This is a genomic window from Mesorhizobium sp. M1C.F.Ca.ET.210.01.1.1 (genome assembly GCF_004791585.1).
Lineage (GTDB): Bacteria > Pseudomonadota > Alphaproteobacteria > Rhizobiales > Rhizobiaceae > Mesorhizobium.
On the sequence record NZ_SRUU01000002.1, the window covers coordinates 69,609 to 96,537 of the forward strand.

24 protein-coding genes are annotated in these 26,929 nt (G+C 64.6%); 9 read left to right on the top strand and 15 right to left on the bottom strand.

Going from position 1 to position 26,929, the window contains the following annotated elements; all coding sequences use genetic code 11:
- The first annotated feature begins 129 nt into the window (after positions 1 to 129).
- Genes EN853_RS02470 through EN853_RS02480 form a run of 3 tightly spaced genes read left to right on the top strand, consistent with a single transcriptional unit; the run spans position 130 to position 4,742 of the window.
- On the top strand, positions 130 to 3,060 hold the full coding sequence (locus tag EN853_RS02470) for a molybdopterin oxidoreductase family protein (RefSeq protein WP_127857689.1): 2,931 nt from the start codon (positions 130 to 132) through the stop codon (positions 3,058 to 3,060).
- Entirely contained in the window at positions 3,057 to 3,791 is a 735-nt protein-coding gene (locus EN853_RS02475) for a 4Fe-4S dicluster domain-containing protein (RefSeq protein ID WP_127857690.1), read from the top strand. Before EN853_RS02470 ends, EN853_RS02475 begins: the two co-directional genes overlap by 4 nt.
- A 12-nt stretch (positions 3,792 to 3,803) precedes the next feature.
- On the top strand, positions 3,804 to 4,742 hold the full coding sequence (locus EN853_RS02480; RefSeq protein ID WP_127857691.1) for a DmsC/YnfH family molybdoenzyme membrane anchor subunit: 939 nt from the start codon (positions 3,804 to 3,806) through the stop codon (positions 4,740 to 4,742).
- Between the two features lie 2 nt (positions 4,743 to 4,744).
- Here the strand turns inward: EN853_RS02480 and pdeM are convergent, their stop codons facing one another.
- The 5 genes from pdeM to EN853_RS02505 form a co-directional block, all read right to left on the bottom strand.
- On the bottom strand, positions 4,745 to 5,461 hold the full coding sequence (gene pdeM, locus EN853_RS02485; RefSeq protein WP_127857692.1) for a ligase-associated DNA damage response endonuclease PdeM: 717 nt from the start codon (positions 5,459 to 5,461) through the stop codon (positions 4,745 to 4,747).
- Between the two features lie 20 nt (positions 5,462 to 5,481).
- Complete coding sequence (locus tag EN853_RS02490; protein ID WP_127857693.1) at positions 5,482 to 8,016, bottom strand: ligase-associated DNA damage response DEXH box helicase; 2,535 nt, start codon at positions 8,014 to 8,016, stop codon at positions 5,482 to 5,484.
- Positions 8,017 to 8,240: 224 nt separating this feature from the next.
- Positions 8,241 to 9,101 carry an NlpC/P60 family protein gene (locus EN853_RS02495; protein WP_127857694.1) on the bottom strand — a complete coding sequence of 287 codons (861 nt, stop codon included), beginning with the start codon at positions 9,099 to 9,101 and terminating at the stop codon, positions 8,241 to 8,243.
- 89 nt (positions 9,102 to 9,190) lie between these two features.
- On the bottom strand, positions 9,191 to 9,541 hold the full coding sequence (locus EN853_RS02500) for a MarR family winged helix-turn-helix transcriptional regulator (protein ID WP_059185013.1): 351 nt from the start codon (positions 9,539 to 9,541) through the stop codon (positions 9,191 to 9,193).
- A 185-nt stretch (positions 9,542 to 9,726) separates the two neighbouring features.
- Positions 9,727 to 11,091 (bottom strand): leucyl aminopeptidase family protein, encoded by a 1,365-nt coding sequence (locus EN853_RS02505; RefSeq protein ID WP_127857695.1) that lies wholly within the window; start codon positions 11,089 to 11,091, stop codon positions 9,727 to 9,729.
- 367 nt (positions 11,092 to 11,458) lie between these two features.
- On the opposite strand from EN853_RS02505, the gene EN853_RS02510 reads away from it, so the two are divergent.
- Entirely contained in the window at positions 11,459 to 12,286 is an 828-nt protein-coding gene (locus EN853_RS02510) for a tetratricopeptide repeat protein (RefSeq protein ID WP_127857696.1), read from the top strand.
- Positions 12,287 to 12,363: 77 nt separating this feature from the next.
- Here EN853_RS02510 and EN853_RS02515 read toward each other — a convergent pair whose 3' ends face one another.
- The 9 genes from EN853_RS02515 to EN853_RS02555 form a co-directional block, all read right to left on the bottom strand.
- Positions 12,364 to 13,380, bottom strand: a complete 1,017-nt coding sequence (locus tag EN853_RS02515; RefSeq protein ID WP_127857697.1) for a type II secretion system F family protein — start codon at positions 13,378 to 13,380, stop codon at positions 12,364 to 12,366.
- A gap of 12 nt (positions 13,381 to 13,392) precedes the next feature.
- A complete protein-coding gene (locus EN853_RS02520; RefSeq protein ID WP_127857698.1) occupies positions 13,393 to 14,406 on the bottom strand; it encodes a type II secretion system F family protein in 1,014 nt (337 codons plus the stop codon).
- A gap of 29 nt (positions 14,407 to 14,435) precedes the next feature.
- Entirely contained in the window at positions 14,436 to 15,935 is a 1,500-nt protein-coding gene (locus tag EN853_RS02525; protein ID WP_127857699.1) for a CpaF family protein, read from the bottom strand.
- A gap of 31 nt (positions 15,936 to 15,966) precedes the next feature.
- Complete coding sequence (locus EN853_RS02530) at positions 15,967 to 17,250, bottom strand: CpaE family protein (RefSeq protein WP_189343854.1); 1,284 nt, start codon at positions 17,248 to 17,250, stop codon at positions 15,967 to 15,969.
- Between the two features lie 30 nt (positions 17,251 to 17,280).
- Positions 17,281 to 18,012 carry a CpaD family pilus assembly protein gene (locus EN853_RS02535; protein WP_127857701.1) on the bottom strand — a complete coding sequence of 244 codons (732 nt, stop codon included), beginning with the start codon at positions 18,010 to 18,012 and terminating at the stop codon, positions 17,281 to 17,283.
- Between the two features lie 14 nt (positions 18,013 to 18,026).
- A complete protein-coding gene (locus EN853_RS02540) occupies positions 18,027 to 19,568 on the bottom strand; it encodes a type II and III secretion system protein family protein (RefSeq protein WP_127857702.1) in 1,542 nt (513 codons plus the stop codon).
- Entirely contained in the window at positions 19,565 to 20,377 is an 813-nt protein-coding gene (gene cpaB / locus EN853_RS02545) for a Flp pilus assembly protein CpaB (RefSeq protein WP_127857703.1), read from the bottom strand. Before cpaB ends, EN853_RS02540 begins: the two co-directional genes overlap by 4 nt.
- Before the next feature lie 297 nt (positions 20,378 to 20,674).
- Positions 20,675 to 21,193 carry a prepilin peptidase gene (locus EN853_RS02550; protein WP_127857704.1) on the bottom strand — a complete coding sequence of 173 codons (519 nt, stop codon included), beginning with the start codon at positions 21,191 to 21,193 and terminating at the stop codon, positions 20,675 to 20,677.
- 173 nt (positions 21,194 to 21,366) lie between these two features.
- Positions 21,367 to 21,540 (bottom strand): Flp family type IVb pilin, encoded by a 174-nt coding sequence (locus tag EN853_RS02555; protein WP_127857705.1) that lies wholly within the window; start codon positions 21,538 to 21,540, stop codon positions 21,367 to 21,369.
- Between the two features lie 357 nt (positions 21,541 to 21,897).
- Between EN853_RS02555 and EN853_RS02560 the strand changes: the two genes are divergently transcribed.
- The 3 genes from EN853_RS02560 to EN853_RS02570 all read left to right on the top strand — a co-directional run bounded on the left by EN853_RS02560 (position 21,898) and on the right by EN853_RS02570 (position 23,691).
- Positions 21,898 to 22,320 carry a pilus assembly protein N-terminal domain-containing protein gene (locus EN853_RS02560; protein ID WP_127857706.1) on the top strand — a complete coding sequence of 141 codons (423 nt, stop codon included), beginning with the start codon at positions 21,898 to 21,900 and terminating at the stop codon, positions 22,318 to 22,320.
- A gap of 159 nt (positions 22,321 to 22,479) precedes the next feature.
- Positions 22,480 to 23,055 (top strand): TadE/TadG family type IV pilus assembly protein, encoded by a 576-nt coding sequence (locus EN853_RS02565; RefSeq protein ID WP_127857956.1) that lies wholly within the window; start codon positions 22,480 to 22,482, stop codon positions 23,053 to 23,055.
- A gap of 24 nt (positions 23,056 to 23,079) precedes the next feature.
- Positions 23,080 to 23,691: a TadE/TadG family type IV pilus assembly protein gene (locus tag EN853_RS02570; RefSeq protein WP_127857707.1), complete on the top strand. Its 612-nt coding sequence runs from the start codon at positions 23,080 to 23,082 to the stop codon at positions 23,689 to 23,691.
- Between the two features lie 5 nt (positions 23,692 to 23,696).
- Here the strand turns inward: EN853_RS02570 and EN853_RS02575 are convergent, their stop codons facing one another.
- Entirely contained in the window at positions 23,697 to 24,596 is a 900-nt protein-coding gene (locus EN853_RS02575; RefSeq protein ID WP_245516794.1) for a PhnD/SsuA/transferrin family substrate-binding protein, read from the bottom strand.
- A gap of 172 nt (positions 24,597 to 24,768) precedes the next feature.
- Here EN853_RS02575 and EN853_RS02580 point away from each other — a divergent pair, with 172 nt between their 5' ends.
- A complete protein-coding gene (locus EN853_RS02580; protein ID WP_127857709.1) occupies positions 24,769 to 26,016 on the top strand; it encodes a phosphopentomutase in 1,248 nt (415 codons plus the stop codon).
- Positions 26,000 to 26,890 (top strand): bifunctional DNA-formamidopyrimidine glycosylase/DNA-(apurinic or apyrimidinic site) lyase, encoded by an 891-nt coding sequence (gene mutM / locus EN853_RS02585; protein ID WP_127857710.1) that lies wholly within the window; start codon positions 26,000 to 26,002, stop codon positions 26,888 to 26,890. The genes EN853_RS02580 and mutM overlap by 17 nt, the downstream gene beginning before the upstream one ends.
- The last annotated feature ends 39 nt before the right edge of the window (positions 26,891 to 26,929 follow it).

Sequence of the window (26,929 nt, forward strand, 5' to 3'; positions counted from 1 at the left end):
CGCGCATTGGAGCCGCCGGCTCAGGCGGCAGTTGGCCGGCGAGCGCTATCATCCCGAGCTGCACTATATGCGCGGCCCGGGGCCAAAGACGAAAGCCAAGATGGCGAGCGGCGAGAGTGTTCGCGGATCATGAGCCCAGTTGCGCCGCGCGGCGCCAATTCCGCACCTTCCCAGCAGCCGCTGGCCGATAGCCAGGCGCCTGACGAAGGCGACGGCGTAGACACCTCGCCAAGCGTCTCCGATCGCATCGCCAAGACCACCTGCTACATGTGCGCCTGCCGCTGCGGCATCGACGTCCACATCAAGGACGGCAAGGTGCGCTACATCAACGGCAACAAGGACCACCCGGTGAACCGCGGCGTGATCTGCAGCAAGGGCAGCGCCGGCATCATGCAGCACTACAGCCCGGCGCGACTGAGCAAGCCATTGCTGCGCACGGGTCCGCGCGGCTCGGGCGAATTCCGCGAGATCGAGTGGGACGAGGCGTTGGCCATCGCTACCGAGCGGCTGTCGGCGATCGGGTGCACAGATCCCAGAAAGCTCGCCTTCTTCACCGGACGCGACCAGTCGCAGTCGCTGACCGGCTGGTGGGCGAGCCAGTTCGGTACCCCCAATTTCGCTGCCCACGGCGGCTTCTGCTCGGTCAACATGGCGGCCGGCGGGCTCTACACGATCGGCGGTTCCTTCTGGGAGTTCGGCGAGCCCGACTGGGACAACACGAAGTACTTCATGCTGTTCGGGGTTGCCGAGGACCATGATTCCAATCCGATCAAGATCGGCCTCGGCAAGCTCAAGGCGCGCGGCGCCAAGGTCGTTTCGATCAATCCCTGCCGCACAGGCTACAATGCGATCGCCGACGACTGGATCGGCATCCGGCCGGGCTCGGACGGCTTGCTTGTGCTTGCTCTCGTCCACGAACTGCTTAAGGCCGGCCGCATCGATCTCGACTATCTGTTGCGCTATACGAACGCGCCGGTGCTTGTCGTGCAGGAGCCCGGATCCGCCGATGACGGACTGTTCGCACGCGACGAGCCCGGCAACCTGCTGGCTTGGGACAGGGCGGCGAAGGTTCCTGTCTACGCAACTGACCCGGATGCCAAACCAGCGCTGACCGGCAGCTACACGGTCAATGGCCGCCGCTGCATGCCCGTGTTCCAGCTCATCGCCGACCGCTACCTGGACGAGAGCTATTCGCCTGACGCGGTTGCCGCGCGCTGCGGGGTCAGCGCCACCACGATCCGCCGCATCGCGGCCGAGTTGGCGCATGTCGCCTTCGAGCAGACGATCGAGCTGCCGGTCGCCTGGACCGACTGGGCTGGCCGCCGCCACGAAACGATGAAGGGGCGGCCGGTCTCGATGCATGCCATGCGCGGCATCTCGGCCCATTCCAACGGTTTTCATACCTGCCGCGCCATCCACCTGCTGCAGGTGCTGCTGGGCACCGTGGACGTGCCCGGGGGCTTCCGCTTCAAGCCGCCCTATCCCCGTTGCGCACCGCCGGGGCCGAAGCCAGCGGGTAAGAATGTGCGGCCGATGACGCCGCTGGAAGGCATGCCGCTCGGCTTCGTCTCAGGGCCAGACGATCTGCTCGTCGACGAGACCGGCCGGCCTACCCGCATCGACAAGGCCTATTCCTGGGAGGCGCCTTTAGCCGCGCACGGCCTGATGCACAGCGTCATCCGCAATGCCTGGGCGGGCGATCCTTATCCGATCGACACGCTGATGATGTACATGTCGAACATGGCCTGGAATTCCTCGATGAACACCGTCGAAACCATCGCCATGCTCACGGACAAGGATGAGGTCGAAAACTATAAAATCCCCTTCATCATCTATTCCGACGCCTATTATTCCGAGACGGTGCCGTTCGCCGATCTGGTGCTGCCCGACACCACCTATCTCGAGCGGCACGACTGCATCAGCCTGCTCGACCGGCCGATCAGCCATGCCGACGGACCGGCCGACGCCATCCGTTATCCCGTGGTGCAGCCGGATCGGGACGTGCGGCCGTTCCAGTCCGTGTTGATCGAGCTCGGTGCACGGCTCACCCTGCCTGGCTTCGTCAACGAGGACGGCTCGGCGAAATACCGCGACTACGCCGACTACATCGTCAATCACGAGCGCACGCCCGGCATCGGACCGCTTGCCGGCTGGCGCAGCAGGACCGGCGGCTCGATCGGCAAGGGCGAGGTCAACCCGGACCAGTTGCAGCGCTACATCGACAATGGCGGCTTCTGGCATCACGCCTTTGCCGACGACCAGCGCTATTACAAGATGGCCAACGGCGCATATCTCGATTTCGCGGTGCAGATGGGCTTCATCGCCAAGGCCGAGCCGATCGTTTTTCAGCTTTACTCGGAGCCGATGCAGCGCTTTCGGCTGGCCGCGCGCGGCCATGGAAAGGTGCAGCCGCCCGAGGCGGAACGAGGCCGCATCGAGGCCTCAATGGACCCGCTGCCGTTCTGGTACGCGCCGTTCGAGGATGACACGGTCGACCTCGAAAAGTATCCATTGCATGCGCTGACGCAGCGGCCGATGCACATGTACCATTCCTGGGGCTCGCAGAATGCATGGCTGAGGCAAATCACCAGCCAGAACCGGCTGTTCGTGCATTCAGAGACCGCCGCCAAGCTTGGCCTTGCCGACGACGACTGGGTGTGGATCGAAAGCGTCAACGGCCGGGTGAAGGGCCAGATCAAGCTGATCGACGGCGTGAATCCGGACACGGTCTGGACCTGGAACGCCATCGGCAAGCGGCGCGGCAGCTGGGGCTTGAAGGACGATGCGGCCGAGAGCAATCGCGGCTTCCTGCTCAACCATATCATCGGCGACCAGACTGCGGCCGATGCCAACGGCAGGCGCTATTCGAACTCCGATCCCGTCACGGGCCAAGCGGCGTGGTTCGACGTGCGCGTGCGCATCGTCAGATGCGCCGCGCAAGAGGCCGGCTTCACCGAGCCGCAATTCGAGCGTTTTGCCCAGCCGCCGCATTTCGAGCCCTCTGTGGATGTGCTTCGTTTCGGCGCCGAATTCCGCATCAAGAGGGAAGCCGCCGAATGACCTGCCTTCCCGCCCATACCGAGAAGAAGCTCGGCCTCGTCATCGACCTCGATACCTGCGTCGGCTGCCAGGCCTGCGTCACCGCCTGCAAGGAATGGAACACAGGCGGCCATATGGCGCCGCTGACCGACATCGATGCTTATGGCGGGCATGCCGACGGCGTCTGGTTCAACCGCGTGCACAGCTATGAGCACACGACCGAGATGGGCGGCCGCACGGTCAATTTCCCGCGCTCCTGCCTGCATTGCGAGCAGCCGGCCTGCGTCACCGTCTGCCCGACGGGCGCCTCCTACAAGCGCGCCTCGGACGGCATCGTTCTGGTGGACGAGGACAAATGCATCGGCTGCAAGCTGTGCAGCTGGGCCTGTCCCTATGGCGCGCGCGAGTTCGACACCGATGTCGGCGTGATGAAGAAATGCACGCTCTGCATCGACCGCATCTACAACGACAACCTGGCCGAAGAAGACCGTGTGCCGGCTTGCGTCGCCGCCTGCCCGACCAGTGCCCGGCATTTCGGCGATCTCGGCGATCCGACGTCCGCCATCTCGCAGCTTGTGGCCGAGCGCAGCGGCGTCGACCTCATGCCGGAGCTCGGCTACAACCCGACCAACAAGTACCTGCCGCCGCGCGCCCATACCGGACGCTCGGCAAAAGTGGACGCGCCGGCGCTGGAGCCGATCCGGGCCGAGGGCGGGTTCCTCGGCTGGATCGACCGCATGCTTTCGAACTAGCCTCAGCCAATCATGCATCCCGCCTTCGCGATCGTCTTCTTCACAACCGCCACCGGGGCCGGCTACGGCCTGCTGGCGCTGCTCGGCGTGCTTGGCGGGCTAGGATTCATCCCGGCCGATTTCTGGCTTGGCCTTGTCGGCATGGCGCTTGCGCTCGCACTGATAGCGGCCGGTCTGCTCTCCTCGACCGGTCACCTCGGCCGGCCCGAGAGAGCCTGGCGCGCCTTCTCGCAATGGCGCAGCTCCTGGCTGTCGCGCGAAGGCGTGGCGTCGGTCGTGACGTTTGTGCCCACCGCGCTGTTCGGCATCGGCTGGGTGTTTCTCGGTCGCAGCGGCGGCTGGGTGGCCGGCGCCGGTCTGCTGGCGGCGGCCGGTGCGGTCACCACCGTCTGCACGACAGGCATGATCTACGCATCGCTGAAGCCGATCGCCCAATGGCACAGCCGCTATACTTTGCCGGCTTATCTTGTCTTTGCGGCGATGACCGGCGGTGTGCTGCTGAACGTCCTTCTCCAGGGTTTCGGCCTCGGATCGACGGCGGTGCTTGCTGGCGCATTGCTAGCCACGCTCGCGGGCTGGGGCTGGAAACTCGCGACCTGGCGGTACAACGACCGGCTGGAGATCCCGACCACCGCCAACACGGCGACCGGTCTCGCCGGCGGCACGGTGCGGTCGGTCGAATGGCCGCACACCCAAGAGAACTACCTGCTCAAGGAGATGGGATTCCGCATCGCGCGCAAGCACAGCACTAAGCTGCGGCGGATCACGCAAGGGCTGGCCTTCGCTCTACCAGCCTTGCTGCTTGGCGGCGTGTTCGTCCTGCCTTGGCCGGTCGCCCTTGTGCTTTCAGCGCTCGCCGCGATCCTGCAGTTCGCCGGCATGCTGGCGGAGCGCTGGCTGTTCTTCGCCGAGGCGAAGCATACGGTCACGCTCTATTACGGCAGAGAGTAGGTTCACCCCGGCCGCAGCATCGAGCCGGAGATGGCAAAGATGCGCTCGGCGCCGAGCATATAGGCAACAAGCGTTTCCAGCCGGAACAGGCCGGCATAGGCGCGGTCGAGCACGTTGAGTGAGCCGGTATAGGCGCCGAAGGCCGGCATGATCATGCGGCCGCCATCGCCAGCGAAGCAGCGCCGCCGGACCGAGCGACCGCGCTGGACGATGCGGGCGCAGGGATGGAGATGGCCGGCGATCTCGCCTTCGACCCGCTGCTTCGAGGGCTCGTGGCGGAAGACCAGCGAACCGATGGCGAGTTCCCTCACGGTGTCTCCGGGCAGGTCGGCAGGCGCCTCCGGATCATGGTTGCCGGCAACCCAGAACCAGTCGCGGCCGGCCATCATCGCCTCCAGCCGTTCGCGGAAGCTCGAATGCATGCGCTCGGCGCCGCCGCCGTCGTGGAATGAATCGCCAAGGCTGACGACGATGCGCGGCTGATAGTCGGCGATCACCGCCTGCAGGCGCAGCAAAGTGGCGCCAGTGTCGTAAGGCGGGATCAGCGCGCCGCGCTTGGCGAAAGAAGAACCCTTTTCGAGATGCAGGTCGGAGACTGCGAGCAGCCGCAGATCGGGGAAATAGAGCACGCCGCGCCGGTCGCAGACCGCGCGCTCGCCGGCGATGCCGATCAAATCGGCCTCGGCGATCAGCGTTGCGCGCGACAACGAAAAATTCATCCCCTCTCCGTCTTCAGCCTTCAGCTTCGGCCCATCGCTTCTTCGACCAGATCGGCGGCCTCCATCAAGAGTGTGTCGTTGGCGCCGCCATTGACCGATTCCTTGCCGATCTCCAGCATCACCGGCACCGCCAGCGGCGAGATCTGATCGAGATGCTTATGCACGATTCGACCGCGCACGCGCGAGAGCATCTCGCCAAGTCTGCTGACATCGAGCAGGCCGGCCGACGCATCGGTGCGTGTTGCCTGCAGCAAAATATGGTCCGGCTCATGGCTGCGCAGCACATCATAGATCAGGTCTGCCGAGACCGTCACCTGGCGCCCGCTCTTCTCCTGGCCGGGATAGCGCTTCTCGATCAGCCCGGCGATGACGGCGCAGGTGCGGAAGGTGCGCTTCAGCATCCAGCTGTCGTTCAGCCAGGCCTCGAGATCGTCGCCAAGCATGTCCTCGTCGAACAGTGCGGCCAGCGACGGCTTCTTCGCCTTGAACAGAGCCGCCATATCGTCCAGCGCCCACACGGCAAGCGAATAGTCGGTCGCCACGAAGCCGAGCGGCCTGGCATGCGCACGCTCCAGCCGGCGCGTGAGCAGCATGCCGAGCGTCTGGTGCGCCAGCCGGCCCTCGAAGGGATAGGCGATCATGTAGTTGCGGTTGCCGCGCGGAAAGGTCTCGACCAGAAGATCGCCGCGCTTCGGCAGCACCGACTTCTCCTTCTGCAGCCTAAGCCAGTCGGCGACCTGCTCCGGCAGGGCTTTCCAGCGATCGCTGTCGGCCAGCATGGCGCGCACCTGCTCGGCAAGATAAGTCGACAGCGGGAACTTGCCGCCGGCATAGGACGGCACGATGATGTTGGCGCCGGCGCCGTTGGAGACGACGCATTCGTTCTCGCGGATGCCTTCAAAGCGCAGCACCTTGCCGGCGAAGAGAAAATTGTCGCCGGGGCGCAGCGTCTCGGCGAAATACTCCTCGATCTTGCCGAGCACCGGTCCGCCGCGGCCGGCCATGCCCCGCCCCTGCCGGACATAGCGGACATTGAGCTCCGGCATTTCGACGATGGTGCCGACATTCAGCCGGTATTGCTGCGCGACGCTTGGATGCGAGATGCGCCATAGCCCGTCCTTGTTCCGGCGGATGCGGGCATAGCGCTCGTAGTTCTTCAGCGCGTAGCCGCCGGTGGCGACGAAGTCGATGACCCGGCCAAAGGTCTCCCGCTCCAAAGCTGCGTAAGGGGCTGCGCCACGCACCTCCTCGAACAGAAGGTCGGCATCGAACGGTCCGCCGCAGGCGACGCCCAGCACATGCTGCGACAGCACGTCGAGCGCGCCCTTGATCAGCGGCGTCGTGTCCTGCGCGCCGAGATAGTTGGCGTCGAGCGCGGCACGGCATTCCAGCACCTCGAAGCGATTGGCTGGGATCAGGATCGCCTTCGACGGCTCGTCCATGCGGTGGTTGGCGCGGCCGATGCGCTGCGCCAGCCGACTGGCGCCCTTCGGCGCGCCGACATGCACGACAAGGTCGACATCGCCCCAGTCGATGCCGAGATCGAGCGTGGAGGTGGCGACGATTGCGCGCAGCGCATTGTCGGCCATCGCCTTCTCGACGCGGCGGCGCTGGCCGACATCGAGCGAGCCGTGATGCAGCGCGATCGGAAGCGCGTCCTCGTTGGCCCGCCAGAGCTCCTGGAATAGCAGCTCGGCCTGGCTGCGGGTGTTGACGAAGAGAAGCGTCGTGCGGTGCTTTCTGATCGCCTCGTAGATCTCTGGAATGGCGTAGCGGGCCGAATGCCCAGACCACGGCACACGCTCGCGCGAGTCGAGAATGGAGATATCGGGCTTGGCGCCGCCGGCAACCGTGATCAGCCCGGCCATCTCGGAACTCTTTGCGTCTATGGGCCGGTTCTGCGCGACCAGCCAGCGCCGCAGTTCGTCCGGCTCGGCGACGGTCGCCGACAGGCCGATGGTCTGCAGCCCGGGGACGAAGGCGCGCAGCCGCGCCAGACCTAGCGCCAGCAGATGCCCGCGCTTCGAGGTGACGAGTGAATGCAACTCGTCGAGCACCACGTACCGCAGGTCCTCGAAGAAACGCCTGGCGTCATTCGAGGCGATCAGCAGGGCGAGTTGCTCGGGCGTGGTGAGCAGGATGTCGGGCGGCACTAGCTTCTGCCGCTGGCGCTTGTGCGAGGGCGTGTCGCCGGTGCGTGTCTCGATAGTGACCGGCAGTCCGATCTCCTCGACAGGCTTGCCGAGATTGCGCTCGATGTCGACGGCCAAAGCCTTGAGCGGCGAAATGTAGAGCGTGTGGATGCCGCGATGGGCTTCGCCGGGCTTGCGGCGCGAACGTCGCGCAAGCTCGGTGAGTGACGGCAGGAAGCCGGCCAGCGTCTTGCCGGCGCCGGTCGGCGCGATCAGCAGCACCGACTGCCCAGCCTCGGCCTTCGCCAGCAGCTCGAGCTGGTGGACGCGCGGCGACCAGCCTTTCTCGCCGAACCATCTTGCGAACGGCTCGGGCAGGAGAACGGAGGCATTCTGTTCGGCAAGGCGCGGCTGCTCTGTCACGCGCCAGAGGTAGCGCGACGACGCGTGATCGCCAAGGAAAATCGGAACAAAAGGGGATCGTTCTTCCCTTCCCCCTGTGGGAGAAGGTGGATCGGCGCGCAGCGGCAAGACGCATGAGGGGTGTTCCAGCTTGGCGCAACTCACCCTCACCCGAATTGCCAACCGATTTGCGAAGAGCAAATCGGGGCAATCCGGCCTCTCCCTCAAGGGGAGAGGTAAGGGCGCTACGGCCTCCGAAACCCTGTCGGCCCGCCATAGAGATAGCCGATGCGGTCGATCGCCTCCTTCAGCCCTTCGCGTGAGACCAGCATGGTGTGGCCATTGGCGTGGATCATGTCCTTCGCATCGGTCATGATGGCGACGTGGCCCTTCCAGAAGACGAGGTCGCCGCGCTGAAGTCCGGAAAAATCGGGACCGGGTTCGAACGGCGTGCCGATCGATGCCGCCTGCATGTCGGAGTCTCGCAGCACGTCCTTGCCGGTCATGCGCATCGCAAGTTGCACCAGCCCGGAGCAGTCGATGCCGAAGCCGGAAACGCCGCCCCAGAGATAAGGCGTGCCGAGGAAGCTCTCCGCCACCGTGACATAGTCATCGGCAAGGTCAGCGATCGGCTGCAGGTGACCCGCGACGATCGCCTGGCCGGACGGCAACAGCGCATAGTGCGTGCCGCGGGTTTCGGCCCCACCCGTCACCGTCACCGTCGAGCCCATCGACAATTGCCCGCCGATCGGAAAGCGCAGGTCAGGCCCCGGATAGAGGAAGGTGCGCGGGACCGAGACGATGTGGGTGGGCGCCTGCTTGCGCGGACCAAGCACATTGTCGGCGACATAGCCGACATAGCCGTCGCGCTCGGCCTGCACCCAGGCCCAGCCTTCCGCGTCCTCGAAGACAAGCACGTCGTCACCGAAGAGCGCCTGGGTGTTGACGCCGGCATCGGGGCGCGGCGCCTTGCGCAGGTCGGCGACGGCGGACGTGATCCGCGCCGGGCGGCCGGCAACGAAGCGGTCGGCGGCGACCTCTCCTTTCAGCCTGGTATCGGCCAGATCGGAACGGAAGGCATGAAGGCGGGCATCCCTGGCGGTCAAATCGGCAATCCAGTCAAATCGAATATCTAGTTCTTTGTTGGAGCATGATCTTATCCGAAAAACCGGTTCCCACTTTTCGGGATCATGCTCTAGATGGGCAGTTCATGCGCCCGGTCAACGATACCATCGCCGAAGCGCTCGACAAAGAGCGCGCCTTCGACCGTGCGCCGGATCAGCACATTGCGCTTGTCGAGCTCGTCGCGGTGGCGCGAGACCAGCTTCAGCGCGCCCATCGTGTCGAGTGCCCGGGTGATGACCGGCTTGGTGACGTTGAGCCTCGCGGCCAGCCCGCGCACCGTATGCGGCGGCGGGTCGAGGTAGATGGTGAGCAGGATCGCCGTCTGGCGCATGGTGAGGTCGGGCGCGCCGTCGCGCACCTGCGACAGCAACACCTGCTGCCACAGTCGCAAGGCCTGGCTCGGGCGCATCGAGATCGACATCCGCCCAGTATGGCGGCAATTCGTTTCGCTTCCGTTTCAGTCCTTGGCGTTTTGCCGGCTTTCCGGTGCATATTTGTTTCACGCAATTCCTGACGGAAAACCGCTGCGCACTTCTCCTGGAATTGCCGCTTTTGGTTTTCGCAATTCCGGACGGAAAACCGCTGCGCACTTTTCCTGGAATTGCTTTATCCAAACCGTGTCGAGATGATCCGCTCCAGCGCGCGAATGCCTTGCGCTTCGCCGCCGGTCAGACCGTACGGGCGATCATTCGGGTTCCAGGCAAAGATGTCGAAATGCGCCCAGCCGGGCGTCTTCTCGACGAAGCGCTTGAGGAACAGAGCCGCGGTGATCGATCCGGCAAAGCCGTCGGTCGTGACGTTGTTGATGTCGGCGACCTTCGAGGAAAGCTTTGCATCGTAGGGCCGCCATAGGGGCATACGCCACAGCGGATCCTCGACAGCGAGCGAAGCCGCCGCCAGGTCGGCCGCCAGCGCCTCGTCGCCGGTGTAGAAGGGCGGCAGGTCTGGACCGAGCGCGACGCGCGCGGCTCCGGTCAGCGTCGCCATGTCGATGAGCAGCGCCGGCCTTTCCTCGTCGGCAAGCGCCAGCGCGTCGGCCAGCACCAGCCTGCCTTCGGCGTCCGTGTTGCCGATCTCGACCGTGATGCCCTTGCAGCTCCTCAGCACGTCGCCCGGCCGGAAGGCATTGCCGGCGATCGAATTCTCGACCGCGGGGATCAGCACCCGCAACCGGACATTGAGCTTCGCCGCCATGATGATGGAGGCGAGGCCCAGCACGTTGGCGGCGCCCCCCATGTCCTTCTTCATCAACAGCATGCCCGACGACGGCTTGATGTCGAGGCCGCCGGTATCGAAGCAGACGCCCTTGCCGACCAGCGTCACCTTCGGCGCGTCGCTCGGGCCCCATGTCATGTCGATCAGCCGCGGCGCGCCGGTGGAGGCGCGGCCGACGGCATGGATCATCGGAAAATTCCGCACCAGGAGATCGTCGCCCTTGACGACGGAGATATCGGCGCCGTGGCTGGCGGCCAAGGTCTGGACGGCCTCCTCCAGTTCATCGGGGCCCATGTCGCTGGTCGGCGTGTTGACCAGATCGCGCGTCAGGAAAATGCCCTCGGCGACGCGGCGCACATGCGCGCCGTCGGCCCCCGACGGCAGCGCGAAGCGCAACGCCTTGCCGGGCTTCTTGCCGTAGCGGGTAAAGACATAGCCGCCGAGGATGAGAGCCAGCGCGGCAAGGTCGGGCGCGGGCAAATCCTGGGCAAAATGCCATTCGCCCTCGGGCAGCGATCTCGCCAGGGCACCTGCGGCAAGCTGGCTCTCACCGTCGCCGGTGCCGTACAGCGCGCCGGCGAGCGCGCCACCCTCGCCCGGCAGGATCAGCGTGCGGCCTGCCTCGCCGGAAAAGCCGTTGGCCCGTGCCCAGGCGATCGTCGCCGGCGAGAGGCCGGCCTGGTCGAGGCCATCCTTTCCCACCAGGTGAACTGGCAAGGCGGCCTCCGATTTCTGGTCAACGAGTTCGACAGGCATTCGATGGTCTCCGAATAGGGGAATTTGCGTCTGCGCCAACCGTTCACTGGCAGAAGCGCCCGAAGATCACAACCGCAAAGCGGCAGCAGGGCGAGTTGCTCCTTCCGCCGGTGGCGCACGAGACGTGCCTTCGCGCCTTGCTCTCCAGCAGCGGCGGCGATCTCGCGAAAGTCCCGCCACGTGTTGTCCTGGTCGTCGGGAACGACGAGCACCACGTTCAGCATTTTCCCGCCCCTGCCGGGCTGATTCAGTCCGTTCCAGAACCAGCCCGCCAGCAAATTTAACCATCCGTTAGGGTTAACAGAATATTTCTGCGGGAGGGAAGACGGCCAGCCAACCGCCGCACAGGAATGGAGACCAGGTGCAGATGCCGATCACAGCGCCGAACGTCACAAGCAAGCGTCTGGTCACAACGGCATTGGCGGTCGCGCTGGCGGCCAGCGTGGCGGGCTGCGGCAGCACCAGCAAGCTCACGACGGGCTCCATTTCCCGCTCCGAGAACAGGCCACTGGAAACCATGTCGGCCAGCGAACTGCACGGCGCCACGACCAGGCTTGGCGAATCCTACGCCAGGAACCCGAACGACAAACGCATCGCCACGAACTTCGCCGCGGCCCTGCAGATGGATGGCGACGCCGAACAGTCGCTGGCCGTGATGCGCAAGCTCGCGATCGCCTACCCCAAGGACCGCGACGTGCTCGCCGCCTACGGCAAGGCGCTTGCCGCGAACGGGCAGTTCGAGCAGGCGCTCGATGCGGTGCGCCGCGCGCAGACGCCGGAATATCCGGATTGGCGCCTGGTTTCGGCGGAAGCCGCCATCCTGGACCAGATGGGGCAGCGGGACGAGGCACGCCAGGACTACCGAAAGGCGCTCGAGCTCAAGCCGAACGAACCTTCGATCCTCTCCAATCTCGGCATGTCCTATGTGCTGGAGGGGGATCTCCGCACAGCCGAGACCTACATGCGCTCGGCCGTGCAGCAGCCGAACGCCGACAGCCGCGTGCGGCAGAACCTGGCGCTGGTCGTCGGCCTGCAGGGCCGCTTCGACGAGGCCGAAAAGATTGCCTCGCAGGAGCTTTCGCCCGAGCAGGCGCAGGCCAACATCGCTTATCTGCGCCAGATGCTCGCCCAGCAGAACGCCTGGAGCCAGCTCAAGGATCAGGACAAGGGCAAGGCGAAGGTCGCGACCAACTGACCGGGCGCGCTGTTTCCGGCGATTGCAAGGCCGCACGGCACCTGCCGCGCGGCCTTTCCCATATCCGGCTGGATTTTCTACTGGCTGCTGGAGTTGTGCTGGTCGCCGAAGATGCCGCGCTGGCTGACCTGGATGCCGGCCGGCCCCAGAATGATGGCGAACAGGACCGGCAGGAAGAACAGGATCATCGGCACGGTGAGCTTCGGCGGAAGTGCCGCGGCCTTCTTCTCGGCCGCGTTCATGCGCATGTCGCGGCTTTCTGAGGCCAGCACGCGCAAGGCATGCGCTACCGGCGTGCCGTAGCGCTCCGCCTGAACCAGGGCCTGGGACACCGATTTCACCGAATCCAGGCCGGTGCGGCTTGCCAGGTTCTCATAGGCGACCTTACGTTCCTGCAGATAGGAGAGCTCGGCATTGGTGAGCACGAATTCCTCAGCGAGCGCCACCGACTGCGCGCCGATCTCGTCGGCGACCTTGCGAAGAGCTGCTTCCACCGACATGCCGGATTCGACGCAGATCAGCATCAGGTCGAGCGCGTCCGGCCATGCCAGCTGGATCGACTGCTTGCGCTTGGTCGCGCGGTTGTTGACGTAGAGGATCGGCGCATAGAAGCCGCCATAGGCGACGAGGATGCACACAAACAGCTTGACGAAGGCCGGCTGCTGCGCCAGGCCGCCGAGAAGGAACAGGTAGACCGCCGCCAGCGCGAACCCGATGAAGGGCAGGATCAGGCGGAAGAACAGGAAGCGTGTCAGCGGGTTCTGGCCGCGGAAGCCCGCCACTTTGAGCTTCTGCAGCGTGCCCTCGTCGGCAAGCGCGCGCTTCAGGTCCAGCCGGTCGACGATGTTGCGCATGCCGATCGACTGCTCTTCGCGCAGGCCCTTGCGGCGGCGGTCGGCTTCGCTGGCGAGGCGTGCACGCTGCCTGGAGCGCAGCTCATCGCGTTCGAGCGCCACGGCTTTCATGCGCGCCTTGAGCTGATTGCCGCCAAGCGCCGGCAGGAGCGTGAAGACGGTCGCAAAAACCGCGATGCCGACCAGCAGCGCGATGAGAAAGGAAGGATCGGTTAGCGTCTTGACGACCTGGTCTGTCATTGGGCCGCGTCCCTACACTTCGAAATTCATCATCTTGCGCATCACCAGGATGCCGATCGACATCCAGACGCCGGAGCAGCCGAGGATCAGATTGCCGACGCTGGTCGTGAACAGCGGCATGATGTAGTTCGGGCTCGAAAGATAGACGAGAAAGGCGACGACGAACGGCAAGGCGCCGATGATGACGGCGGATGCCTTCGCTTCCATCGACAACGCCTGCACCTTGGCCTTCATCTTCTTGCGGTCGCGCAGCACGCGCGAAAGGTTGCCCAGCGCCTCGGAGAGATTGCCGCCGGCCTGCGACTGGATCTGGATGACGATGCCGAAGAAACCGGCCTCGGTACACGGCATGGTCTCGGACATGCGCAGCGTGGCATCGGGGATCGACATGCCCATCTGCTGGGAATCGACGATGCGGCGGAACTCTGCCCGAACCGGCTCGGGAGATTCGTTTGCGATCAGGCGGATCGCATCGTTCAACGGCAGGCCGGATTTCACCGCGCGCACGATGATGTCGAGGGCATTCGGGAATTCCTCCAGGAAAGCCTTCACCCGGCGCGCGCGGCGAAACGACACGAACCAGCGCGGCAGGCCGAAGGCCCCCGCCAGGAGAGCGCCGGGCAGCACCAGCAACGGCGCGCCGGCGAGATAGGCGAGGAACGTAAGCGCTATGCCGCAGATCACCGAGTAGATGTAGAAACGCTCGATGGAAACCGTCATGCCGGCCTGGCGGATCTGGGCCCTCAGCGGCGGCTTCTTGATGTTGCGGTCACTGGTTTTCTGCTTTTCATCGAGCTGCTTGAGCGAATCCTGGAGGGACTTGCGCCGCCGGACCGCTTCCGCGGCCCGATCGCGCGAAGCCTTCACCACCGACCGGTCGGTCTCGGCCGCCTTGATGGTCTCAAGCCGCTTGCCGGCCTGCCTTTCGTTATCGATGCGCGTGAACAGGAAAGCATAGGCCACCGCGCCGGCGCTTAAGGCCGCAAGCACGACGAAAGCCAGAACCGTGGTGTTAATTCCGAACATCGACCGGGGCCCCTACACCTCCAGATGCATCAGTCAGCGCGCTTCTCCATGGCCTCGAGCGCGTTGGCGAGGCGCTGCTCCTCGCCGTAGTAGCGGGCACGATCCCAGAAATGTGGGCGGCCGATGCCGGTCGAGACATGCTCGCCGATGAGACGGCCGCTCGCGTCTTCGCCCTTGATGTTGTAGAGGACGAGGTCCTGGGTGATGATGACGTCGCCTTCCATGCCGATCACCTCGGTGATGTGGGTGATGCGGCGCGAGCCGTCGCGCAGACGGGCCGCCTGGATGATCACGTCGACCGAGCCGACGACGATCTCGCGCACCGTTCTTTGCGGCAGCGAATAGCCGCCCATGGCGATCATCGATTCAATGCGGTTCAGGCATTCGCGCGGGCTGTTGGAGTGGATCGTACCCATCGAGCCGTCATGGCCGGTGTTCATCGCCTGCAGAAGGTCGAACACTTCCGGACCGCGCACCTCGCCGACGATGATCCGTTCGGGCCGCATGCGCAGGCAGTTCTTGACCAGATCGCGCATGGTCACCTCGCCCTCGCCTTCGAGATTGGGCGGCCTGGTTTCGAGACGGACCACGTGTGGCTGCTGCAGCTGCAGCTCGGCAGAGTCCTCACAAGTGATGACCCGTTCCTCTCGATCGATGTAGTTGGTGAGGCAGTTGAGCAGCGTCGTCTTGCCCGAGCCGGTGCCGCCCGAGATGACGACATTGCAGCGGACGCGGCCGATGATCTTGAGGATCTCCGCGCCTTGCGGCGAGATGGCCCCGAACTTGACCAGCTGGTCGAGCGTCAGCTTGTCCTTCTTGAACTTGCGGATGGTGAGCGCGGTGCCGTCGAGGGAGAGCGGCGGCGCGATCACGTTGACGCGCGAGCCGTCGGGAAGACGCGCGTCGCAGATCGGGCTCGATTCGTCGACGCGGCGGCCGACCTGGCTGACGATGCGCTGGCAGATGTTGAGCAGCTGCTGGTTATCGCGGAAGCGAATGCTGGTCGGTTCGACCTTGCCGTTGACCTCGATGTAGACGTTCTTGGAGCCGTTGACCATGATGTCGGCGATGTCGTCGCGTGCGAGCAGCGGCTCGAGCGGCCCATAGCCAAGCACGTCGTTGCAGATGTCCTCGAGCAGCTCTTCCTGCTCGGAGATCGACATCGCGAAGTTCTTGATCGCGATGATGTCGTTGACGATGTCGCGGATTTCCTCGCGCGCGCTTTCCGGATCGAGCTTGGCGAGCTGCGACAGGTCGATCGTGTCGATCAGCGCGGAAAACACCTGGCTTTTGGTGTCGTAGTAGGTCTCGCTGCGCTCGCGCTGGACCCTTCGCGGCGGCTCGGGCGCCATCGGCGGCGCCTCGACCGGACGGCGAACGGGCGGCGCGGCGGGCGCGCTCGGCGCCGCCGCGGCAGGCCGATCGAGCGCCATCGTCCCGGCCGGAGCGGGGGCGGCGGGAGGAGGTGCCGGCGGACGGAATTCGGGGGCTGCCCGGCTGCCGTCGTCTGTGCCTCTTTTACCAAACATGATCGACTACCCGATGCCGCTCAGCGGAGCGTCACTTCCTGTTGCGCGAAAGCTTGCCGAGGATGGAGCCCAGGCCTGCCTTCTTCTTCGTCTTGATTTCGCTGCGCCCGGTCAGCACATGCGCGATTTCGTTGATCGTGCCGACGACCGGGCTCTTGGCGTCCATCTCGCCGAGCATGCGGCCGTTGTTGGCCGCGTTGCCGAACAGCAGCGGCTCGAAATTGATCACCGCCATGGGCGTGATGCCGAGCGGTTCGGAAAAATCAGATGCCGCGATCTCCGGCCGTTTCGGAACACCGGCCTGGTTGATGATCAGCTTCGGCGGCGGATCGTTCGGACGCAGCCGCTTCAGCATGTCGACCATATTCTTGGTGTTGCGCAGATTGGCGAGTTCGGGCGTGGCCGTGATGACGATCTCATCGGCCTTGATCAGCGTGCTCTTGGCCCAACCGCTCCAGATATGAGGCAGGTCGAGCACGAGCAGAGGCGCGCTGCGCTGCGCCGTTTCGATCACCTGGGAGAAGGCGTCCGGATCGAAATCATAGACACGCTCGAGCGTGGAGGGCGCCGCCAGCAGCGACAAATGCTCGGCGCACTGCGCGAGCAGCCGGTCGAGATAGACCTCGTCGACGCGTTCGGGCGAAAACACCGCCTCGGCGATGCCCTGCGCGGGGTCCTGGTCGAAGTTGATGTTGGCGGTGCCGAAGGCGAGATCGAGATCGGCAACGACGACTTCAGACTTGAACAATGAAGACATCGCCCAGGCGACGTTGTGAGCGATCGTCGAGGAGCCGACGCCGCCCTTGGCGCCGATGAAGGCGATGGAGCGGCCGATCGGATCGGACTCGGGATCGACGAAGATCGACGACACCACGCTGACGATGTCGGTCATCGAAACCGGAGCAATGACATATTCGGAAATGCCGGAACGGATAAGCTCCCGGTAGAGGCCGACATCGTTGTAGTGGCCGATGACCACGACCTTCGAGGACGGATCACAATATTCCGCGAGCTGGGTGAGTTGCTCCAGCAACTGCTTCGGCTCGCTGCGCGATTCCAACAGGATCAGGTTGGGCGTCGGCGCCGACTGGTAGAACTCGATCGCGGTGGCGATGCCGCCCATATGGACCTTGAGGTGGGCCTTGGCCATGCGGCGGTCCTCGCCGGCACGCTCGATGGGGTTGGCGACGCCATCGGTCTCGCAGAAGGCCTGAATCGAGATGCGCGGCACCGGGCGCAGCGCCTGCATGGCGGCGATGTCCTGTTGCGAGAGATCGCCGGTATCCGCGGGCGTGTCGTAGGCAAGATTGCTCATCGTCATGCTCTTTCCGTCATCCGCCGCGGCTCAGTAGGTCACTTCCGAATTGCCGAGGAACTCGTCCGAAATGCCTCTGGCGCGATAGACATCGATCACTTTGCCGCGGTTCTCGGCGTCGATTTCGGACTGCTTGCGCGGCCCGATCAGATCGTTGGGGTTGGCCATCTGCGCTGCGAGGTTGTTCTGGTAGGAACAGCCGAAGTCGGCGTAGTGCTTGTTCTCCGACGTCTCCGCAAGGTCGTCCGGCCAACGTCCGCATCTGTCGGTCTGGGCCCTCACCGCGACAAAGGCGACGCGGACCGGCGCCGAAGCCTCCGGCACGGCCGACTGATAGGACGTCATCACGATCCGGCTGCGCTTGACCCCGGCGGCCATTGCCAGCCTGGCGAAATCGCGGCTGGCGGCGCTGGCGGCGACCTGATTGGCCGATCCGACCGGGGTTGCGATCGTCAATGTCGGCGCGGCGCTCTTGTCGTAGCCATCGAGAAAACCGAGCAGCGCGTCGCGCTGCGCGCCGGTCATGCCGCGATCGCCGGCGCCGACCGGCAGATCGATCTTCTGATTCTTCTCGGCGATGACGATCGGATGGTTGGTGCGATAATCGTCCGGGATCGCGCCGACTGTCACACTGTCGCGCCCGGCGCAGCCGGCAAGCGATGCCGCAAGCGCGACCGCAAGCGCCGGGACCACGGACCGGAGGATCCGCTCTCGGCCGGATGCTGCCCGGATCGTCATGACCTTCAATGCTGACTTGGACATGTCCGCTTTCCCGCTCACTTGTAAATGAAGCCAACGACGCCGTGGTAGCGGCCGGATGGCCTGTCGGTCTGCATGGTGCCGTAGACGCGATTGACGCGGCCAAGGAACATGCCGGCGCCATCGCTCGACGGATTGAAATTGTCGTCGGGCTTGGCCAATTCGTTGCGCGCCACCGGCCTTGCCAGGTACGGCGTGATGATGATGACGAGCTCGCTCTCGTTGCGCACGAAATCCCTGCTGCGGAACAGCGTGCCGAGCACGGGGATCTTGGCCAGGCCGGGCAAGCCGGCGACAGCCTGGCGAACGTCATCCCGAACGAGGCCCGCAATCATCATCGACCCACCCGAAGGCAATTCGACGGTAGTGTCGGCCAGCCTTTTGCGGAGCGACAAGATCGTCATGCCGGGCATGGTACGGCCTCCCTCGAGGGTCGCCGAACCTTCCGTGGTCGGCTCCGAAACCGCGGTTCTGACCTTGAGGCTTATGCGCCCGGCCGACAGCACAACAGGCTGGAATTCGAGGCCGATGCCGTACTCGATCTTGTCGAAGCTGTATGTGGTCAAGCCGGTCTGATTGTCAGTCGACACGTTGCTCGAACGGCTGGCGGCCAGATTGTATTCGCCGCCCACCTTGAACGTAGCCTTCTCGCCCGAAACGGCGGTGAGGGTCGGCTCCGCCAGCGTCTTCATGACGCCGCTTTGCTCCATGGCATTGATGTAGGTCTGGATGCCGTTTCCGGCGCCGTCTCCAAGCAACAGGCCGGTTGACTGTGAAAGCGGCTTGCCCAGCCCGAAGGCGGGCGCGCTCGCCGTGCTGTAGGAAATGCCATTGGCGCTACCGCTGCCGATCATGTTGACGCCGAGCTGCTTCATCACGGAGCGACTGACTTCCGCCACCGTGACCTTCAGCGTCACCTGATCGTCGCCGACGATCTGCAGCAGATTGACGATCTTGGAGACCCGGCGCTCCTGGTCGGGATTGTTGATATCGACGCCGCCATTGGCCGACCCGCCGGCGGCTGTCTGCGAGTATTGGCCGGTCGTGGCTTCACCGCCCGAGACGAAGATGGTGGCGAGGTCGACGGCGCGCTTGGCATCGAGCGGCGTGTCCACCATGCCGGTGAGGATCACGTTGTCGTTCAGCAGCTCGACCTTGATGTCCGAGGACGGAAGGAAGCGCTTGAGATAGTCTTCCAGTCCGGCGACGTCACGTTCGACCGCAAGGTCGAGGCTGGCGATCTGCTCGCCATTGGGACCGAAGACGAAGATGTTGGTTTCGCCGACCGCCTTGCCGAACAGATAGATGCGGCGCGCCGTGCGCGTCACCGCGTCGGCGACCGCCGGATTGGCGACAAGGATGTCGTAGGCGTCGTTCGGCAGATCGATGACCACCGACTTGTTGAGACCGAGCTTGACGCGCTGCGTGGCAACCGAGGCCGTCACGCCTGCCGCCCTGTTGGCGGCCTTGGCCTCGACGAGGCCGGGCGCATTGGCGCCGAGCAGCAACAGGCCGATTGCCGCCGCCGCCAGGACGGGGAGTTTGCCGTTTAGCTTCATTTCCTTGCTCCCACTTCGGAAACTTCGCCCGACTTGATCAACCGCACCGTGCCGCGCCGGCCGTTGCCGTTCACCAGATAGTCGGCCTCGCCCAGGCTTTTCTCATTCGCGTCCACGATCGGACGCAGCGCCAGCGTCAGGCGGTCCGCCATCTGCTGCGCCACCGTAATGATCTCCGCCTGCTGCGGCGTCAGCTCCAGCGTCGCGGTCTGGCCGACCCTGGTCTTCTTGCCTTCCTCGTCCTCCTGGATGGTCTGGTCGATGGCCAGGACGCGGATATTCTTGAGGATGGTCTCGGTGTTGAAACCGGTGCCGCCGTTGCTGGCATCGGCGCGCCGGGTCATGATGACGTCGACGAAATCATTGGGCAGGATGAAGCCGCCTGCCGACGTGTCGGCCGATATGGCGGTCGCGACGGCGCGCATGCCGGACGGCAGGATCGACGACATGAAGCTCTGCCCCTCGCCGACCAGCTTGGAGCGCCGCAACGGCTCGCCGGTATACATGGCCACGCGAGCCACCGAGCCCTTGAGCTTTTCGACTGCGTCCGGCTCGGCCGCACGGGTGATGAAATTGGCGTTGACGCCGCTGGCCGGCCATTGCTCCCAGCTGATGTTGTTGCCGAGCTGGCTGCCCATTGCGACGTCGCCGGAAAGCACCAGCACATCCTGCAGCGCGATCGCAGGCTGCTTAGGAGCGTTGACTACGACCTGGGGCGCCGGCGCCACCACCATGTTCTTTGCGACGTAACCGGCACCACCCGCCGCGGCTACGGCCACGCCCAGAATAATAAGTCGGGATGCTGGCATTTCGTCCGAACCCTTCGCCTCAAGGCAAACCACCTCGCCAGGTCGGACTTTGCAGCTGCAATCGTCAAAACAAGGTTAATGCAATGCTTACGATCGTGATTAATTTAAGGTTTACTCAAATTGGATGGAACCGCTTGCCGTTAACGAAAAAGGCGGCCGGGCCGCCTCGACAAATCCCTCTCGCCAAACAACCAGCCAATGCATGCCGCCCACAGCGCGCGCGGCGGCTCTGGGAAACGACACGCACAAAAACAAGGCCTGAGCGCGCCGCCTGAATCCGTCTCGGCGCGACGCGATTTATGCGGTGAGCCTGTCCAGCGCCCAGACCATCAGCGGAGTGTCCGGAAAGGTGATGAGCCCGCCGAGACCGAGCGCGACGCCATAAGGAATGCCTACGCTCTCATCGGCAAAATGGCGCAGAAAACGGTTGTGACCGGTGTAGACCGCGAATGGCGATTTCCGGTAGGCCAGAATGGCAACCGTCAGCAGGCCGCCGATCAACGTCGAGGTTACCAGGTAGCCGATAAGATTGATGTTGAGCCCCATCCATACCGCGGTCGCCGCCAGCAGCTTGGCATCGCCGCCGCCCATGCCGCCGAGCGCGAACAGGCCGAACGTCACCGCCAGCACCAGGGCACCGGCGGCGAAATGCCCGCCATAGGTTGCCCAATCCATTCCGGTCAGCGGAGCCACAAGAGCGAACGTCGCCAGGAGCAGCACCGGCACGCGGTTGGCGATCGTCATCGACAAGACGTCCGAGATCGCCGCGAACAGCATGCAGAAAGGAAAGACGACGAAGATCACAGCTTCGAGCATGGGACAACACAGTGCCGTGAGGAAACTAACGCGCCCAGTCTAGGCATATGGCGTTAACGGTCGGTGAGTGTCGAGCGATCAAAATCGCGCGCAACCAGATGCTGCAACGAACAAGGGCCGCCTCAAGGCGGCCCTTCTCGTCGAGAGCGACTTCGTCGCCACTCGATGTGTTACTAGTTGGAGTTTTGGACCGCACTGGCAATCGCCTTGAACTTGTCGTTCAGGGCGGTGCCGAGCGAGCCAGCGCCGACCATGATGGCGAGCGCGATAAGCGCGGCGATCAGACCGTATTCGATTGCGGTCGCGCCGGATTCATCCTTCACGAAACGTGCGATGAGGTTAGACATTCGAGAGCTCCTACTCCACGTGTTACAGCACTTCCGTCAACTTCTCTTGCCGGTTGATCGGATGCTGCGAATCTAGGGAGAAGCCCTTTCAATCGGCTTAATAAATACCCTTACCGATTCCTTTCCCGGGACGAACCCTTTGCTTGGTTAACCGTGCCCTAAACCTTCGGAAGCGGGTCGGCGGGCAGAGAAAAGGGCGGAGTCCCGGCGCACGCGCAACAATGCTAAAACAGCGCATGCTGGGGGCCGATGCGCCTTGGACGAACCAATCCTTATCGCGACAACTCGGCGTTTAACCGTTGGTTCACCAATCTCGTTCATGTTCCGTTGAACAGTCTGCCGCCCCGGAGCGCATCAATGACCTTGTCGAGATCGCCATTTCCAGTCGCCGCGCTGCTGGCGGTTGCCGCTCTCGTTTTGCCGGCCAGGGCAGGCGCCGGCATCGAGGTCACCATGAACCAGGCCAAGATCGTCAAACTGGCGCGCGCGGCCGACACGGTCGTCATCGGCAATCCGGCAATCGCGGACGCCGCCGTGCAGGACGCCTCGACGGTCGTTCTCACCGGCAAGGGCTTCGGCGTCACCAATCTGGTGGTGCTCGACTCGGACGGCAGCCCGATCATCGACGAGCAGGTGACGGTCGTGCGGCAATCAGCGTCATCGGTGCGCATCTACAGGCGCGCCGAAGTCCAGACCATGTCCTGCACGCCCTATTGCGAGAGCTCGTACAAGAGCGAGGCCGAGAAAACGTCCGAAAGCGAAATGAACGCAGCCCGCTGAGGCGGCAAGCGCGCGACGTTAATGGCGGGTTAAGGCTCGCCTGGCGAATTTAACGCTCATCCAAACCGGACCTCAATGGGTCTTCACTATGTTGCCGCCGGCATTGCAGGGGAACGGCAGGAACGGGACATGGGCAACGATCGGGCACCCGAGGGTGGGATGGACAGCAAGGGACCGGCAAAGCCCCGCCCCGGCTTCTTCAGCGACAGGCGCGGCAGCACGGCGTTGGAATTCGCGATGCTGGCCATGCCGTTCGCCCTGCTCGTCTTCGCCATCCTCGAAAGCTGCATCTCATTCGCCGGCCAGGAAGTGATGGCCAACGCCACCGATGATATCGCCCGGCAGTTGCGGACAGGACAGCTCAAGAAGGCAACCGTCACCGACGCCTCGATCAAGAAGCTGATCTGCGACAAGCTGGCGGTCATGGTCACCACGAATTGCCCTGGGTCCGGGTCAAGCGCGTCACTGCTGGTGGACCTGCGCGAATATCCGACCTTCGCCGACGCCGCCGCGGCGGGCTTCAAGATCCAGAACGGCGAGATCGTGCTGACAGGCACGACCTCGACAAGTTTCACGGTGTCTCCCGGACTGGCGGAATCGAGAAACATGCTGCGGGTCTTCTACAAATGGCCGGTCATAACCGATTTCCTGGCCAAGCAGATGGCCAATCTGAAAGACGGCAAGACGCTGCACTTCGCATCCGTGACCTGGCAGAACGAACCATTTGACGACTGAGATAAGGCGGCGTTGGGGTAAGACATGCACGGTGCGGGGGCACACAGGGGAATTTCGGCCATTGCGACGCGGTTTTGCCGCGATCGCCGGGGCGTCGCGGCAATCGAGTTCGCATTCATCGTGCCGGCGCTGCTCATCATGTACTTCATCACGATGGAAGCCTCGCAGGCGATCGAGACCAGCAAGAAGGTCAGCCGCATCGGCAGCATGGTGGCGGATCTCGTCACGCAGCAGACGAGCGTCAAGAAAGCCGATCTCGACGCGATCATGAAGATCGGCACCTCGACGCTGCAGCCCTACAACCGCTCTACGCCGACGATCATCATTACCGGGATCCAGATCACCGACGAGGCTTCGCCCAAGGTGAAGGTGGCATGGTCGCGCAAGCTTGTGGGCACCACCTACAGCGCCGATGCGGCTAAGGACAGCATCACAACGATTCCGGCAACACTGAACATACGCAACACCTTCCTGGTGCGCGTAGAAAGCGACCTCGGCTACAAGCCGATCATCACCTGGTCCGCCGACGGGTCGAAGACGCTTGGACTGACCTCGGCCTTCAACAACATATCGATGGGCGAAACCTACTATCTGAGGCCGCGCCGCGGCCCATCGGTCCCCTGCAGCGACTGCTGAAAAGACTATTCCTGGCCGCCCGCTTCTCGCCGCACGATGGCCAGCGCCGTTGCGTAGTCTTTCGGCACGGCCAGCTCGAACCCGCCGGAATGCGTCGATTCCAGAAGGTCGTAGACGTCGGGGGTCTGCGACTTGAGATTGGTCAAAAAAACGCCCAGCCGGCGCTTCGCTTCGCCGTCGAGATCGCTGCGCACGGCATGAGGGCCGTATCGCAGCGGGGCCGAGGTCCATAGCACCCGAAGCGATGTCTTCGGAACACCGGCGACCTCAAGCCGCATGATCGTGCCGCCCGTACCGGTGGGCTGGCCGTCGACTCCAACAGGCTCCCAGCCGAACAGGCCGTCGGCCTCGCCGTCGCCGAGCATCGTTTCGGCCGCGGTGGCCGAAGGCGCGCGCGTCAGGAAAGATGAATCCTCAGCGATCTTTACGCCTTCGCCGGCCAGGCCGGCCAGCGGCAGCAGAGACCCGCCGACATTGTCAACGGGCGCGATCGCGATCCGATGCCCGGCCAGCGTGGCGAGATCCGGCACTTTGCCGTCGCGCGTCACCAGTACGGAACGGATGCCGACCGCCCCATCGCTATCGACCGGCGCGACCAGCGGCTCGACACAGCCGCAGCGCTCCGAAGCCGTGGCATAAGCGAGCGCCGAATAGACCGCGTACTGGACGCGGCCGCTTGCCTGCGCCTCGATCAACGCAGCGTAGTCGCGGGCAACCACGAACTCGACCTTCATGCCGAGGGCGTTGGCATAGGCGTCCGTTAAGCGTGCCAAGCCAGGAACCGCGTTGCCGCCTCCGGGCTCGGCGACGATGCCGATGCGAAACGTGCCGATGTCGTCGCGCCAGTCGGCGCGCGCCGACGGAGCCACGCAAAGCACGGCGAGCGCCGCCGCGCACGTCCTCAAAGACCGGCCTGCCGCGGATCTTCCGTCCTTGCCCATCCCTTGCCGCACTCCCGCCGATGCTGCGCCCGATCGCACGAATATGGCGCCTCGCCGTTGCGGTTTGGTTTCCGATTTGCCAACGCCACCGCGGAACGTTATGTCTGGCTGCCTAGACAGGCAATGACGGCACTCTATGGCGCGGGCTTTCCTATTCGTTCTCGATTCCTTCGGCATCGGCGGAGCGGCCGATGCCGAACGCTACGGCGATACTGGCGCCGACACGTTCGGACACATCGTGCAGGCCTGCGCCGACGGCCGCGCGGATCGCAAAGGCTTGCGGCAGGGCCCGCTCGCCGTGCCCAACATGGCCTCGCTCGGGCTTGCCCGCGCGGCACGGACGGCAACCGGCCTGACGCTCGACGTCGAAATGCCCCTGCTTGCCGGATCCTTCCACGGCGCGGCCCAGGAGGTCTCGAGCGGCAAGGACACGCCGTCGGGACATTGGGAGATCGCCGGCCTGCCCGTGCTTTTCGACTGGGGCTACTTTCCCGACACCGTGCCGGCCTTCCCGGCCGAGCTGACCGACGCGATCATCCGCGACGGCAAGGTGCCGGGCATCCTCGGCAATTGTCATGCGCCCGGAACCGAGATCATCGAGCGTTTCGGCGAGGAGCACATCCGCACCGGCAAGCCGATCTGTTACACCTCGGTGGACTCTGTATTGCAGATCGCCGCGCACGAAACGCATTTTGGCCTCGAAAGACTGTATGAGCTCTGCCGGACGGTGCGCCGGCTGGTCGATCCGCTGAAGATCGGACGGGTGATCGCGAGGCCCTTCGTGGGCGAGACAAAAGCCACCTTCCAGCGCACCCACAACCGTCGCGACTATGCCGTGCCGCCGCCGGAGCCGACACTGCTCGACCGGCTGACGGGGCGCGGCAGCAAGGTCATCGCCGTCGGCAAGATCGGCGACATCTTTGCCCATCGCGGTATCTCGCAGGTGCGCAAGGCGGGCGGTAACATGGCGATGTTCGACGAGGCGCTGGGCGCCATGGACGATGCCAGCGAAGGCGATCTGGTGTTTGCCAATTTCGTCGACTTCGACACCGAGTTCGGCCATCGGCGCGACGTCGCCGGTTATGCCGGAGCGCTCGAGGCCTTCGACCGCCGGCTGCCGGAAGCGCTGTCGCGGATCAGGCCGGGCGACCTGCTCATCCTCACCGCCGACCATGGCAACGATCCGACCTGGCGCGGGACCGACCATACGCGCGAACGCGTTCCAGTGATCGGCATCGGCCCGGGACTGAAAGGCGGCGACATCGGGCTCAGGCCGACCTTCGCCGATATCGGCGAGACTGTCTCCGATCATCTTGGCCTCGCGCCCGGCCGCCACGGAACATCCTTCCTGACCACGATCGGCGGCCATGCCGGAACTGCCTGAAGTCGAGACGGTGAGGCGCGGGCTGCAGCCGGTTCTGGAAGGGGCGCGGCTAGTCAACGTCGAGGCGCGCAGGCCCGACCTTCGCTTTCCCTTTCCCGAACGCTTCTCCGAGCGGCTTACCGGCAAGACCGTGACGGCGCTCGGCAGGCGCGCCAAATATCTGACGATGCACATCGAGGGCGGTCCGGTGCTGATCTGCCATCTCGGCATGTCGGGATCGTTCCGCGTCGAAGCCGCCGGGAACAGCGACACGCCCGGCGCCTTCCATCACGAGCGCTCGAAGAGCGCCGCGCACGACCACGTCGTGTTCGATGTCGCTTCGCCCAAGGGTAAACGATCCCGCGTCATTTTCAACGATCCGCGCCGTTTCGGCTTCATGCTGTTTGCCGAAGGAGCGCCGGACACGCATCCGATGCTGGCGGGGCTGGGCATCGAGCCTACCGGCAACGCGCTCGACGGCCCCCTGCTCGCCACCCTGCTCGAGGGCCGCAGATCGCCGCTCAAGGCGGCGCTGCTCGACCAGCGGCTGATCGCCGGGCTCGGCAATATATACGTCTCGGAGGCGCTGTGGCGCGCCGGCCTGTCGCCGCTGCGCGAAGCCCGCACCATCGCCGGCTCCGGCAAGAAGGCGAAAGAGCAATGCGAACGCCTGGCCGCGGCGATCCGCTCGGTCATCGCCGACGCGATCGCCGCCGGCGGATCCTCGCTGCGCGACTATGTCCAGGCAGACGGATCGCTCGGCTACTTCCAGCATTCCTTCGCGGTCTACGATCGCGAAGGCGAGCCATGTCCGAAACCTGGCTGCGGCGGCCACATCGAGCGCATCGTGCAGAGCGGTCGCTCGACCTTCTATTGCCGGACCTGTCAGCGGTGAGCTAGACCAGTCTCCCCAATCGAAGCGAGGAGACGATGC